The sequence below is a fragment of the Aeromonas sp. S12(2024) genome (genome assembly GCF_041402305.1).
Classification (GTDB): Bacteria; Pseudomonadota; Gammaproteobacteria; order Enterobacterales; family Aeromonadaceae; genus Aeromonas; species Aeromonas veronii.
Map to the genome: position 1 here is coordinate 151,604 of NZ_JBGLRB010000005.1, position 14,063 is coordinate 165,666.

The 14,063-nt window shown below is 59.1% G+C and carries 12 protein-coding genes; 9 read left to right on the plus strand and 3 right to left on the minus strand.

Annotated features, from left to right (window positions below):
- Positions 1-64 precede the first annotated feature (64 nt).
- Positions 65-1,615: a DNA-3-methyladenine glycosylase 2 family protein gene (locus tag ACB035_RS07025; protein ID WP_371166963.1), complete on the plus strand. Its 1,551-nt coding sequence runs from the start codon at positions 65-67 to the stop codon at positions 1,613-1,615.
- Positions 1,612-2,085 carry a methylated-DNA--[protein]-cysteine S-methyltransferase gene (locus ACB035_RS07030; RefSeq protein ID WP_371166964.1) on the plus strand — a complete coding sequence of 158 codons (474 nt, stop codon included), beginning with the start codon at positions 1,612-1,614 and terminating at the stop codon, positions 2,083-2,085. The genes ACB035_RS07025 and ACB035_RS07030 overlap by 4 nt, the downstream gene beginning before the upstream one ends.
- 66 nt (positions 2,086-2,151) lie before the next feature.
- Here ACB035_RS07030 and ACB035_RS07035 read toward each other — a convergent pair whose 3' ends face one another.
- From ACB035_RS07035 to ACB035_RS07045, 3 genes are all read right to left on the minus strand, one after another.
- A complete protein-coding gene (locus ACB035_RS07035) occupies positions 2,152-4,011 on the minus strand; it encodes a U32 family peptidase (protein WP_371166965.1) in 1,860 nt (619 codons plus the stop codon).
- A 97-nt stretch (positions 4,012-4,108) separates the two neighbouring features.
- Positions 4,109-4,717, minus strand: coding sequence for a LysE family translocator (locus ACB035_RS07040; RefSeq protein ID WP_371166966.1), 609 nt, complete (start codon positions 4,715-4,717; stop codon positions 4,109-4,111).
- A gap of 128 nt (positions 4,718-4,845) precedes the next feature.
- Positions 4,846-5,787 carry a LysR family transcriptional regulator gene (locus ACB035_RS07045; protein WP_371166967.1) on the minus strand — a complete coding sequence of 314 codons (942 nt, stop codon included), beginning with the start codon at positions 5,785-5,787 and terminating at the stop codon, positions 4,846-4,848.
- 226 nt (positions 5,788-6,013) lie between these two features.
- Here ACB035_RS07045 and ACB035_RS07050 point away from each other — a divergent pair, with 226 nt between their 5' ends.
- From ACB035_RS07050 to ACB035_RS07080, 7 genes are all read left to right on the plus strand, one after another.
- On the plus strand, positions 6,014-7,102 hold the full coding sequence (locus tag ACB035_RS07050; protein WP_042080660.1) for a ketoacyl-ACP synthase III: 1,089 nt from the start codon (positions 6,014-6,016) through the stop codon (positions 7,100-7,102).
- Positions 7,103-7,355: 253 nt separating this feature from the next.
- Positions 7,356-8,570 (plus strand): methyl-accepting chemotaxis protein, encoded by a 1,215-nt coding sequence (locus ACB035_RS07055; protein ID WP_021230363.1) that lies wholly within the window; start codon positions 7,356-7,358, stop codon positions 8,568-8,570.
- Between the two features lie 9 nt (positions 8,571-8,579).
- Positions 8,580-8,948, plus strand: coding sequence for a response regulator (locus tag ACB035_RS07060; RefSeq protein ID WP_005338778.1), 369 nt, complete (start codon positions 8,580-8,582; stop codon positions 8,946-8,948).
- Between the two features lie 13 nt (positions 8,949-8,961).
- A complete protein-coding gene (locus ACB035_RS07065; protein WP_005358513.1) occupies positions 8,962-9,288 on the plus strand; it encodes an STAS domain-containing protein in 327 nt (108 codons plus the stop codon).
- A 22-nt stretch (positions 9,289-9,310) separates the two neighbouring features.
- On the plus strand, positions 9,311-11,521 hold the full coding sequence (locus ACB035_RS07070) for a chemotaxis protein CheA (RefSeq protein WP_371166968.1): 2,211 nt from the start codon (positions 9,311-9,313) through the stop codon (positions 11,519-11,521).
- A 10-nt stretch (positions 11,522-11,531) separates the two neighbouring features.
- Positions 11,532-13,457: a methyl-accepting chemotaxis protein gene (locus ACB035_RS07075; protein WP_005349563.1), complete on the plus strand. Its 1,926-nt coding sequence runs from the start codon at positions 11,532-11,534 to the stop codon at positions 13,455-13,457.
- A 12-nt stretch (positions 13,458-13,469) separates the two neighbouring features.
- Positions 13,470-14,039 carry a chemotaxis protein CheW gene (locus tag ACB035_RS07080; protein WP_042080654.1) on the plus strand — a complete coding sequence of 190 codons (570 nt, stop codon included), beginning with the start codon at positions 13,470-13,472 and terminating at the stop codon, positions 14,037-14,039.
- The last annotated feature ends 24 nt before the right edge of the window (positions 14,040-14,063 follow it).

The following is a 14,063-nucleotide window of genomic DNA, read 5'->3' on the forward strand; positions in this document are numbered from 1 at the left end:
GCTAGTCACAGCCCCTGAGCCCCCTTACTCTCTTGCCATCTATTCCAGCAAAGCCGCCAACACCATGAATGCAAAGCCCAGCCCTGAGTCGTCACCGGATGAGGTGATCAACACCCTCAGCCGCGAACAGTGTCACGCCGCACGGCTCGCCCGCGACGCGCGCTTCGATGGCCGCTTCTTTACCGGCGTGCTCTCGACCGGCATCTACTGCCGGCCAGTCTGCCCGGCACGGCCACCGCACGAGCACAATGTGCGCTACTTCCAAAGCGCCGCGGCCGCCGAGCAGTATGGGCTGCGACCCTGCCTGCGTTGCCGCCCAGAGCTGGCCCCCGCAGCCCGTGGCGATCTGCCGGTTGAACTGGCACGTCTGCTGGCGCGCATCGATCGCGGCGAGCTGGCGGAAGGCACGCTTGCTGAACTCGCCGCTGAGGCCGGGATCAGCGAACGCACCCTGCGCCGCCAGTTCGAGCAACATCTCGGCGCCTCACCAAAACAGGTGGAGCAGACGCGCCGCCTGCTGCTCGCGAAACGACTGCTGACCGAAACCGGGCTGCCCATCACCGACATCGCGTTTGCCGCCGGCTTTGCCAGCATCCGCCGCTTCAATGACGCCTGGCTCAACGCCTACGGACTGGCCCCGCGCTCCCTGCGCCAGCAGGAGCAGGAGCAGCACGCTGACGCGCCAGAGCACATGAGCACGCAGCCGCGCGGCGCAACCCTGACCCTGCAACTGCCCTACCGCCCCCCGTATGACGTGACAGCCATGCTGGCGTTCTATCGGCTGCGGGCAATCCCGGGGCTGGAGCGGGTGGATGGTGAGGTGTATGAGCGGCGCTACCGGGTCGGCGATCAGGTCGCGCTGGTGCGTATCGCGCAGGGCAAGGGGCATAGCCTGCAGCTCACCGTCCATGATCTGCCGCTCGCTGCGCTGCCCGATCTGCTCTATCGGGTGCGCCGGATGTGGGATCTCGATGCCGATATGCAGCGGATCGGTGATCTGCTCGGTCAGGATCCGCTGCTCGCCCGCTTGCAGGTGCGCTGGCCCGGCGTACGGCTGCCGGGTGGCTGGGACGAATACGAGGTGATGCTGCGCGCCATCGTCGGCCAGCAGGTCTCGGTCAAGGGGGCCATCACCATACTCGGGCGACTGGTGGCGCGCACCGAGGCGCAATACGGGGTGGCGCAACTACCGACCCCCGCCCAGTTGTGCGAACTCGATCTCGACGGCATCGGCATGCCCGGCAGCCGCATTCGCACCCTGCGCGGAGTGGCGCAGGCGCTGGCCAGTGGCGAGCTGCCCCTCACGACAGCCAGTGACGAGCAGTTGCTGGCGCTGCCGGGCATAGGCCCCTGGACGGTCTCTTACTGGCGGCTGCGCTGCGGGCTGGATACCGATGCCTTCCCCGCCTCCGATCTGGTACTGCAAAAGGCACTCGGAGGCGGCACCAAGCTGCCGGTGAAAGAGGTGTTAACCCAAAGTGCGGCGTGGCAGCCGTGGCGCAGCTATGCGGCCAGCTGGCTGTGGCACGCTATGAGTGAAGCGCCCGATTTGCTGCTCCGTGCCACCGGCAACGAACAACAGCCAGATACCCAACAACAGGAGAGAACCCCATGATCCGCTACGATATCCTGCCGACCCACTGCGGCGATCTGTTGGTCGCCATCAATGAATCCGGTCTGGTGCACGTGGACTTTGTGGCGGGCCTGAGGGCACTGCCCGATATGAGTGGCTGGCAGCAAGATCACGAAGCGCTGGCTCCCTTCCTCGCCGAATTTGGCGCCTATTTTGCCGGTCGCTTGCAGCGCTTCTCCCTGCCCCTTGCAGCCCGTGGCACCGCCTTTCAGCAGGCGGTGTGGCAAGCGCTGTGCGACATCCCCTACGGAGAGACCCGCAGCTACAGCGATATCGCTCGCACCATCGGCAAACCCGATGCGGTACGGGCAGTGGGCGCGGCGAATGGCCGCAATCCGCTCTCGATCATCGTCCCCTGCCATCGGGTGCTCGGCCAAAACGGCAGCCTGACCGGCTATGCGGGGGGATTGGAGATTAAAAAAACGCTGCTGGCGCTGGAGAGGGGCAATTAAAGGAGGGTAGGCAGAGAACCTGCGATAAAAATTGCCCCTTTCCGGATGGAGAAAGGGGCTCATTGATCAGCGTTTCAGGCTGCCCATCACATGCATTTCGCAGCGGTTACAGTCAAAACGCAGGCGGAAGGTGTCTTTACCCATTTTGAGTTCCAGCGGCTCGGCCTTGAGACCTGGCACCTCGTTCGGGCAGAGGTTCTGGCTATAGCGGATGCAATGCTTGGTGATCATCAGCACCACTTCCCGCTCCTCCTTGTTCGCCTCATAGGCGGGAGCAATCCGATCCACCCCGTGTTCGCGGAAGAACTGCTCGGCCGCGCTGTTCAGCACATTGCCAAGGTAGGAGAGACGGTGCTGGGGATAGTTGATATCCCGCAGGGCAATGCGTCGCTCGGGGCGCTGGTAGCTGGCCACGCGTGCGGCCTCCAGTGCAGCGATGCCATCCCGGCGCAAACCGTTGAGCTGTGATGCGGCGATAAATAGCGGGTGAGTGAATGCCAACTCAATCTTGCGCGCCACAAACAGGGTATTGCCGAGTTTGCCAAGCTGATCCCGCGCCTGTTGCAGCGCCCGCTCCGGGTTGTCGGCAGGCTGCTTGTCGCAAGGCAGGGTCACCGCAACGCTGATGCCCTGCTCGTCGGTGAGCGTGAGGATCACACCCTCATCGCACTCAGCCAGCACCATATCGACCCGGATGCGGCGATCCGCGCTCGCCTTCTCCAGCATCTTGCTGAACGCCTGATCATGGTTGCGGTAGATTTCTGTCCCCACCTTTAGCCCCGGCATTCGTTCTGACAGGAGTAACTGCTTACCTTCGACCTTGTTGAGGCGCATCCCCACCAGCTCGTTGTTCGGCTTGAAGAAGCCCAAACCGTCGCCGTTGTTGAGGGTGACCTGTTTGCCATCAATCTCGATACCGTCACGGGTCACCTTGGTGACACGCCCCAGCGGTTCGCCCACATATTTCGGGCTTTTGGTGGAGTCGATCCCCTGCTGGCGGCCATGGAGGAAATAGTCGGTGCTGCCGCGGTTGAAGCTCTTCTTGGGGTCAGGCGTGAAGCTGTAGCTGCAACGACCCGCCGAGGCGGCCACCAGATCGGAGCGACTATCGAGAATGGCGTCCAGCTTCTGGCGATACCAGGCGGTAACGTTTTTGACGTAGTCGAGCCCCTTGAGTCGCCCTTCAATCTTGAAGGAGCGGATCCCCACCTCGATCAAGGCCTCCAGGTTGTCAGTCTGATCCATATCCTTGAGGGACAGCAGGTGGCTGTCGGCCACCAGCACTTCACCGTCCGGCTTTTGCAGCGAGCAGGGCAGACGGCAGAGCTGGGCACACTCGCCACGGTTGGCGCTGCGGCCGGTACGGGCATGGCTGATATTGCACTGGCCACTGTAGGAGACGCAGAGCGCGCCGTGGATAAAGAACTCCAGCTGCACATTGGTCGCTGCACTGATCTCGCGAATCTGCGCAAGAGACAATTCGCGCGCCAGCACCACCTGAGAGAAACCCACATCCTGCAGAAACTTCACCTTCTCCGGCGTGCGGTTATCGGTCTGGGTACTGGCATGGAGCGCAATGGGTGGCAAATCCAGCGCCAGCAGCCCCATATCCTGCACGATGAGCGCATCGGCCCCTGCTTCGTAGATCTGGTGGGTCAGCCGCCGGGCCTGCTCCAGTTCATGATCGTGCAGCAGGGTGTTGAAGGCGACAAAGACCTGGGCGCCGAAACGGTGGGCGTGACGTGCCAGCGCTTCGATATCCTCGATGGAGTTGCCCGCCGCACTGCGGGCGCCAAAGGCAGGGCCGCCCATGTAGACGGCATCGGCACCATGGTTGATGGCCTCGATGCCGTAGGCGAGGTTCTTGGCCGGAGCCAGCAGCTCCAACCGGTTGTTGTGGCTTAACGGGTGCTTGTTCTGGTGCATGGTCTCGGGATCAGGGCGGACAGCAAATGGGCGCTACTCTAGCCCATTCACCCCCCCCGTGCCTTGATCCCGCTTAAGGTATCCGCAAAATGCAGGATTAGATAACCACCTTGAGTGCCAGTCCAAGCAGCACCAGGCCGCTCACCTTATCGATCACAAAGGATTTGGCTTTAAGCCACGCCAATACAGGCCCGTGCGAGAGTACCAGCGCCACCAGCACGTACCAGACTGCATCGATCCCGCCAGCGGTGAGCATCATGATGCCCCCTTCGCTCCAGCCGGTATCGGCCCGCACAAACTGACTGAACAGAGCGATGAAGAAGACCGCCAGCTGCGGGTTGAGGAATGCCACCATAAAGCCTTCAAAGGCCCCCTGCCGACCGCGCAACTGATGTACCTCTTCATTCCCTTCGTCACTGGCTGGTTTTGCCAGCAGGGCTTTCACCCCGAGCCAGGCAAGAAACGCAGCACCGCCGTAGCGGATCAGATCAAACAGGATCGGGGTCTGGGTGATCAAAATAGAGAGGCCGAGCGCCGTGACCAGCGCATAGATACCAACCCCGAAGCCATGACCGAGCGCAGTGGCGACGCCGTGCCCTTGCCCGCCCTGCACCGTGTTGCGGATGATCAGCGCCAGACTCGGCCCCGGGCTGATGGCGCCCATCACGCAGATTGTGGCCAGTGCCAGCCAACTCGTCAGTTCCATGCATTTCCTCTTTATATGCTCGATATGATGACCTGCATTCAGGGTACGGGCTGAGCCATTATGCCAGTAGTGAAAGTTATGAATAGAACCCATAACCCATGGCTATAACGCCACACAACTGACCGGGGCTAACCGCCAAGATCGAGCAGCTTGTGACTCTCGCCGACGGTGCGTTGCAGGTGATCCCGCAGGAAGGGGTAGGCCAGCTCGCGAAACCAGCGGTGAGCCGGATCCTGATGATGGCGCTGATGCCACAGCAGATGATACTGCTGGTCGCGGGTAGCAAAAGGCAGATCGACAAAGGTGAGCTCATGGTCGCAGGAGAGCTGCCAGGCGATATGGGCCGGGGTGGTCATCAGGCAATCGGTGCGCAGCAACACCTCCACCGCCGCCTGAAAGAAGGGAACTCTGGCAAACCAGCGCCGACTCAGTCCCTGCGGCGCCAACACCTGCTCAACCGGACTGTCCTTGTCGCCTCCCCCGCTCACCTGCAGGTGAGGCCAGGCGAGATAGTCATCGAGACTCAGCGCCTTGCCCGCCAGCGGGTGATGACGTCCCATCAACACCGCTAGCCGATCTTCCCCCTGATGCAGACCTCGGATCTGCTCCGGTACCTGCTCGGTGATGGTAGAGACCAGATCCAGCTCGGACTGCCACAGCTGCGGCAGCTGACGTTTGTCCCACAGGCTGTACTCCAGCGCCGCCAACGGCGCCTCTTTGGCGAGCGCGGCACAGATATCGGGCAGGATATGCTGGGCAACATAATCAGAAGAGGCGAGTCGAAATACCCGCTCGCAGCGGCTCGGGTCAAATCCGGGCGCCTCGTAGAGCCGCTCCAGCGCACCGAGAGAATCCGCCAGCTGGGCGGCCAACAGTTCGGCCCGTGGCGTCAGCAACCAGCGTTGCCCCTCCCGCACCAGCAACTCGTCATCAAACTCGCTGCGCAACTGGGCAAGCTGCTTGCTGATGGAGGGCTGACTCAGGTGCAGCAGCTCGGCGGCGCGGCTGATATTGCGGGTCTCCAGCAGCACCTTGAGGGTCGGCAACAAGTTGAGATTGGCTCTGAGCAAGAAGATACCCTCATCGGTGGCGAAATGCCTATCTTAGGGCAGAGGAGTCCCGCGCTTTAAGCGAAATTTCCTGCCATGTTCGGCACATTGCAGCCCTTTGCGACCAGATGGCGCAGCCGCTCGCTCTGCACATAACCATGACCACAAGATGACAGTGGTTGTCTCGTACGGCATAATTGCACGATTTTCCGCCCGCGGGCGATCCACTTTGAGAAGCGGTAACAAGATGAAATACGCCAATATCACCGGCTGGGGCAAATGCCTGCCTCCCTCCGTGCTGACCAACGATGACCTCAGCACCATCATGGATACGTCAGACGAGTGGATCTATCCGCGCACCGGCATCAAGGCCCGCCGGATCTCCCATGTCAGCACCTCGGATCTCGCCACCTTGGCCGGTCGCCGCGCGCTGGCCTGCGCCGGTCTGGAAGCGAGCGATCTCGATGGCATCATCCTGGCGACCGCCACCCCGGACAACCTGCTGCCAAGTGCCGCCTCTGCGGTGCAGAAGAAGCTTGGCGCCGTCAACGCCGCTGTGTTTGACCTCAACGCTGCCTGCACCGGTTTCGTCTACTCCCTTTCCGTCGCTACCTCGCTGGTGCAGACCGGCATGATGAAGAAGGTGCTGGTGATTGGTGCCGAGCGCCTCACCTACCTGCTGGACTGGGCGCGCCGCGATACCGCCGTGCTGTTTGGCGATGGTGCCGGTGCCGTGGTGATCGAGGCAAGCGAACAGGAGTGTGGCCTGATCGCCAACAAGCTGGGCTGTGACAGCGAAGCCCGGGAGATCCTGCACGTACCGAACTTCGGTACCGATCGGGTGCGTTTTGCCGATATCGATGGGCTGTTCACCTTCAACTTCGAAGGCCCGGAGATCTTCAAACGCGCCGTGCGCGGCATGGGTGAAGCCACCAGCACTGTGCTGGCACAAGCTGGCATTGCGCCGGAGCAGGTCGACCTGATCGTTCCCCATCAGGCCAATATCCGCATCATCGAGACCCTCGCCAAACGGATGAATGCGCCGATGGAGAAGGTGATGGTCAACATCGAAAACTACGGCAACACCTCCGCAGCCACTGTACCCATCGCCCTGTGTGAAGCGCTGGAGCAGGGCCGCGTCAAACCGAACTCCTATCTGCTGACCGCCGCTTTCGGTGCCGGCCTGACCTGGGGTGCCGCCATCATCAAGTGGGGCGATCGTGTTACCCCCATCAAGGCGTGCGATGCCGAGCTGCCCCCGTGCGACCAGAGCGCGCTGGAGCTCATCGCCCATGCCGTCGAAGGGTGCCAGAAGGCCCACGCCAACGAGGCTTGATCCTCATCAGGAGCCTGAATCCTCAGGCTCCTTCTCTCCTTTTCATCCCCACCTGGCTCTTCCCCCCATTTCGCAAGCCGCTTGATACGGCAATCGCTGATACAAACAACTCCGATTTGCAGCCAATTAATTTTTTTCCGCTAACCTTATTGTGCCAACTATAAATAAAGAAAAGAGCGTCAAGGGGCACCATGACTGTTTCGGTCCCGCGCCTTTACCTCTTACCAGATAATTGCACAGGGATAAGCTACGTATGGCACAACACAAAAGTGGCGTGAACACACCGCTTTGGGAACCGGTTTGCTGGATTTGCTGCATCGGGCTTGCTCTGCTGAGCTGCCTGTTGCTGCAGCTCGCCGATGCGCTGTCACCTCTCTACCTGCTGCTCAATGTGCTGGTTGGTATTGCCGCCGCGCTCTGGACATCGAGTCACTTCCACCAGCACACACTCCGACATCGTGCAGGAGAGGAACAAACCGTCGCAACCGATCCTCTCGCCCACTCCATCATCGGGCTCGAACAGGTGTGCGAGAAGGCTCTACCTATCTGGTCCCAGCAAATTGAAAGCTCTCGTCAACAAACCGAAGCCGCGATGATTGACCTGACCCAACGCTTCAGCGGCTTGGCCAACAAGCTGGAAGAAGCTGTCAATGCTTCTCATCTGGCAGCCGGAGAACTGGGTGATGCCAATTCCCGTGGCATGGCAGGAGTCTTGAGCGAGAGCCAGCAGCAGCTCAATGAGGTAGTGGCCATCCTGCACTCCGCCCAGGCCAATCGGGACGCCATGCTGGGTGAGATAAAAAGCCTGACCACCTACACCATAGAGCTCAACACCATGGCCATGGATGTGGCCAAAATCGCCTCCCAGACCAACCTGCTGGCCCTCAACGCAGCCATTGAAGCGGCTCGTGCAGGGGAAGCAGGCCGTGGCTTTGCTGTGGTCGCGGATGAAGTGCGCAACCTCTCCCGCCTCTCCAGCGAAACAGCCCAGAAGATGACCGACAAGGTAGACACCATCAATACTGCTATCGGCCGCGCATTCCAGATTGCCGAAAATGCTGCCGCACGGGATCACGCCTCGGCGCTCAACTCGGAGCAGACAATCGAACAGGTACTGGCCCGTTTTCGCCATGCCACTGACAGCCTGGCGGAATCCGCCTCCCTGCTGCAAAACGAGAGCACCGATATCCATCGCGAAATCTCCAGCGTCATTGTCTCACTGCAATTTCAAGACAGGGTCAGCCAGATCCTCAGCCACGTCAGACAAAACATGGAGAGCCTCTCCAGCCATCTGGTTGCTTCGGAGCAGAGCAGCAATGCGACAGGGCCAATCCAGATCGATGCCAATCGCTGGCTGGCAGAGATGGAGCTCTCATACGCCACCGACGAACAGCGCAATATTCACCATGGTCGCACCACCCGTTCTGTCAACGCGCAACCAAGCAGCGCCGACATCACATTTTTCTAGGAGAGAGATATGGGCAAAACGATCCTGATCGTGGATGACTCGGCAACTATTCGCCAAGTCGTGGGCATGACCCTCAAGGGAGCCGGTTATGAGGTCATGGAAGCCTCTGACGGCAAAGATGCGCTCAATAAACTAGATGGCAAGAAGATCAACCTGATCATCAGTGACGTCAATATGCCGAACATGGATGGCATCACCTTCGTCAAAGAGGCCAAAAAGCTGGCCAACTACAAATTTACCCCTGTCATCATGCTGACCACCGAGTCTCAGGACAGCAAGAAGCAGGAGGGGCAAGCCGCGGGAGCCAAAGCCTGGGTGGTCAAACCCTTCCAGCCCGAACAGATGCTGGCCGCAGTCGCCAAGCTCATCATGCCGTGATCCGGAGCGCATCATGCAACTACAGAGTGAGCTACTCGACAACAAGGTAGTGGTGACCATGCCGGACGAGATCACCATTTATACAGTCAGCGAGCTGAAAGATGCTCTCTCACCCTTATTGCATCAGGGGAACGAACTGGAGCTGAATCTGGCAGCGGTATCCGAGATAGACAGCGCCGGGCTGCAACTGCTGCTGGCAGCGAAGAAGACCGCTCTGCAGCAAGGCTCCTCCCTGGCACTGGTCTGGCACAGCCATGTTGTGCTTGAACTGCTGGAGCTCTGCCAGCTCTCGGCCTTTTTTGGCGACCCCACCCTCATCACCCATGGCGAACGGCCCTGAGCCACCATGACAAGGAGTCACCGTGAGCATCGATCTTGATCAGGCTTTACAAACCTATATCGCCGAGGCACGCGAGTTGCTTGAAGAGATGGAGTCAGCCCTTCTATCACTGGAATCTGACCCTGACAATAGCGAGCTGATTGGTGCCATCTTCCGTGCTGCTCATACCATCAAGGGGTCAGCTGGCCTGTTTGGTCTGCAACCCATCGTCGGGTTTACCCATATCGTCGAGGATCTGCTCGACCAGATCCGCAATCAGCAGCTCACCGTCACCTCTCCTCTGATCAAGGATCTGCTGGAGAGCTGTGACCACATCCAGACGCTCATCAGTGTCGTTGCAGAACAGGGCAGCACGTTAAGCGATGGCGATGCCAACCAGGATGAACGGCTGAGGCTCACCCTCACCCGTCATCAGTGCGTCCCCCATGCCACGCTGCCAGATACTGTACATACGCCGGAACCCAAGATCGAAAAAGAGGGAGGGATTACCAGCTCCGCCTCCCTGTGGCATATCTCCCTGCGTTTTGGTCCCAATGTGCTGCGCAATGGCATGGATCCGGCCGCATTTCTGCGCTATCTCGGCACTCTCGGAACCATATGCTCGGTGGAGACCATCCATCAGGCGTTACCGGATTGGGAGCAGTTCGATCCGGAGAATTGCTATCTCGGCTACGAGATAGACTTCGACTCGCAGGCAGATAAGGCAGCCATCAGCGATGTCTTTGAATTTGTCAGAGATGACTGCCAGATCACCATCTTGCCGCCCCACAGCAAGATCGCCGAGTTCATCAACCTGATTGAGTCACTGCCGGAAGATAGCGCCATGCTGGGACAGTTGCTGGTCAACACCGGCGCCCTGACCGCAGAGGAGTTAGCGAGCGGTCTGCAGGCACAACAAGCGACCCCGGCAGAACAAGCGCCCAAACTCGGAGAGATCCTGATTGCGCAGGGTGCCGTCAACGAAGCCGTCGTCGATGCTGCTCTGAAAAAACAGAACCAGACCAAGGAGAGCAAGAGCAAAGAGGGCCGTTACGTCAGGGTGCATGCCGACAAGCTGGACGATCTAATCAATCTGGTCGGGGAGTTGGTAGTCGCCAGTTCAGGAGCCAATCTGCTGGCCCAACGCACCCGCGAAAGCCAACTGCAGGAAGCCACCTCAGTCATTGCCATGCTGGTGGAAGAGATCCGCGACAGTGCACTGCGCCTGCGAATGGTGCCTATCGGCGATACCTTCAACCGCTTCCAACGGGTAGTGCGCGATGTCAGTCAGGAGCTAAACAAGGATATCACCCTGGTGATCTCCGGAGCCGAGACTGAACTGGACAAATCGGTGGTAGAGAAGATCGGCGATCCGCTGATGCATCTGGTCAGAAACTCGATGGATCACGGCATCGAATCGGCAGAGCAACGGCTGCTGGCAGGCAAATCCCCCCGTGGCACCCTGAATCTCAATGCCTATCACGACTCCAACAGTATCGTCATCGAAATTCGGGATGATGGAGCTGGTCTCAACAAAGCCAGGATCCAGCAAAAAGCCATCGAGCGCGGTCTGATCAGCCCAACCACCACGCTGACGGATCAGGAGATATACAACCTGATCTTCGAGCCGGGGTTCTCTACCGCCGAGGCGATAACCAACCTCTCCGGTCGCGGGGTGGGCATGGATGTCGTCAAACGCAACATCACTGCCCTGCGCGGCACGGTCGATCTGGACAGCATCCCGGGAAAAGGAACCCGTGTGCAGATCCGTCTGCCGCTTACCCTTGCCATCATCGACGGCTTCCTGGTGCGAGTCTGCGACACCCACTACGTCATTCCCCTCGATATGGTGATCGAGTGCGTTGAATTGACCCAGAGTGCACTGTCCGATACCCAGGGTCGCAATTACATCAATTTGCGTGGCGAGGTGCTGCCCTTTATCCGCCTGCAACACTACTTCGATACCAATGGCAGCAAGGGGAGGCGCGAGAACATTGTCGTAGTCAGCCATGCAGGCAAAAAATCCGGACTGGTGGTGGATGAACTGCTGGGAGAATTCCAGACCGTCATCAAACCGTTGGGGAAATTGTTCCAGCGCCTGCAGGGCATTAGTGGTTCAACCATTCTGGGGGGGGGAGAGGTCGCCCTGATCCTCGACATTCCTTCACTGATCCAGCACGCAATCACTCAGGAATCCTGTCAGCTCAACAGGTTGACAGTGTCGCGCAACCTGCCTCAATCCAGCATCAACTGAGGGGACCATCATGTTAAAAAATTCCACCATCAAATTGCGTCTTATTGTACTGCTCTGCATGCTCTGCCTGCTGCTGCTGGCCGTTGGCAGCCTCGGGTTATACAACATGCAGAGCAGCAATACCGGGTTGCAGCGCGTTTACAACGACAGGGTGGTTCCCCTCAAGCAGCTGAAGACTATCTCCGACAGCTATGCCGTCTCGATCATCGACAACCTCAACAAGGCCAATGCGGGGCTGATCCCGGCAGAAGAGGCTTTGAAGCAGATACAACAGGCCCAGCAGACAATCAAAAACGAGTGGCATCACTACCAGTCCACCACTCTCACACCAGATGAACAGCGTTTGTCAGCCGAGGCGACAACCCTGTTCAACGCGGCCGATACCGATATTGGCAAGCTGGAGAAATACCTCGCCACCCAGCACGGCATGATAACTGGCATGCTGAACACTTTTGACGGTGCCCTCTATGGCTCCATCGACCCGATAGGCAACAAAATCACCGAGCTGGTCAACCTGCAGCTCAATGTGGCCAAGTCGGAATATACCGCAGCGCAATCCTGGTATGACGTGATGCTGATAACCATGGCGGTGGTTATCGCGGTCGGCATCGCACTCGCAGCTTGGTTTGGCACCCTGCTAATCAAAAGCATCATCACCCCTATCGAACAGGCTCTGCGCGTGGCCAATAGTCTGGCCGATGGCAATCTGGATGTATCGATCCAGATAGAGTCCAATGATGAAGCGGGTCAGCTCTTGATGGCGATGGATAACATGGTCAAGAAACTGGGGGCCTTGATCACGGATATCGAGACCTTGGTCACTGCCGCTGTCGAACAGGGCGACTTCAGCCACAAAATTGCGCTGGAGGATCGTCAGGGCTACATCAAGCGGGTATCCGAACTGCTGAATCGCCTCTCCCATGTGACAGATACCAGCCTGGAAGATGTGATGCGCATCGCCACCGCGCTCTCCAAGGGGGATCTGACCCAACGGATCGATGAGCCCTACCCAGGTATTTTTGGCCAGACCAAAGACGGCCTCAACCGGACCATCACTGCGCTGACCAATATCATCGAAGAGGTACGCAACGCCGCCGACAACCTGACCAATGCCTCCAATCAGGTGAGCAACACTGCGCAGGCATTGAGCCAGGCCACCAGTGAGCAAGCAGCCAGCGTTGAAGAGACCAGCGCCTCTATCGAGCAGATGAGCGCCAGCATCAATCAGAACACCGAGAACGCCAAGATCACCGACAGCATGGCCAGCAACTCGGTGCTGGAGGCCACAGAAGGGGGCCAATCCGTTCAACAGACGGTGACCGCCATGCAGCAAATCGCCAAGAAAGTCAGCATCATCGACGACATTGCCTACCAGACCAACCTGCTTGCCCTCAACGCCGCCATCGAGGCGGCTCGCGCCGGAGAGCATGGCAAAGGCTTCGCGGTGGTTGCTGCCGAGGTGAGAAAACTGGCAGAACGCAGCCAGATCGCTGCGCAGGAGATTGGCGAGCTCTCCTCCGACAGCGTCAGCAAGGCAGAGCGGGCTGGCAACCTGCTGGAGAGGATCGTCCCCTCCATTCGCAAAACCTCTGATCTGGTACAAGAGATCAATGCTGCTTCCGGGGAACAGGCCAGCGCAGCCAACCAGATCAGTCTGGCCATGAACCAGCTTAATCAGGTGACACAGCAGAATGCGGCCAGCAGCGAGGAGCTGGCGGCCACGGCCGAAGAGATGAGCTCGCAAGCCAGCGAACTGCAGCAAACCATGGCCTTTTTTGCTCTGGAGAAAAGTGCGCAGCTCAACACCAGGCCCCATGAAACCGGCCACAAGGGCATGCCTCCCAGAGGCAGTTTCATCGCCCCCCCACAACGGGCCAGCCAGCCCAATCAACCATCATCCCATTCCATTGATGACGCGGATTTTGTCCGCTTTTAACCGGAGGCGACCATGCATACATCCACCGACATCACGGTGCCATCAGCGGCCGCTGACGAGAGCAGTGGCGATGCCCAGTACCTGACATTTCTGATCAACAACGAGATGTTCGCCATCAATATTCTGGGGGTCAAAGAGATCATCGAATACGGCAATATCACTCCGGTTCCGATGATGCCGGGTTTTATTCGCGGCGTAATCAACCTCAGAGGAGCGGTAGTGTCGGTCGTAGACTTGAATGCCCGCTTTGGCAATGCACCTTCGGTCATCACCCGCCGCAGTTGCATCGTCATTATTGAGGGGGTGGCCCCGCAGGGCGATGAACCTGTAGGTCAGGATATTGGCGTTGTGGTGGATTCCGTATCGGAAGTACTGGGTATCCCACAAGCAGATATCGAGCCCCCACCCAGTTTTGGTGCCCGCATCCGGGCCGATTTCATCAGCGGCATGGGCAAGGTCAACGGCAAATTCGTCATCCTCATCGATACCGGGAAAGTGTTGTCACTCGATGAGATGGCTCAACTCAACGAACTGGCCCAGCCACAGGCAAGGTTGCCACAAGGCAACCTGCAACCCTCCTGAACAGGCCTCCATACTCCACGACAT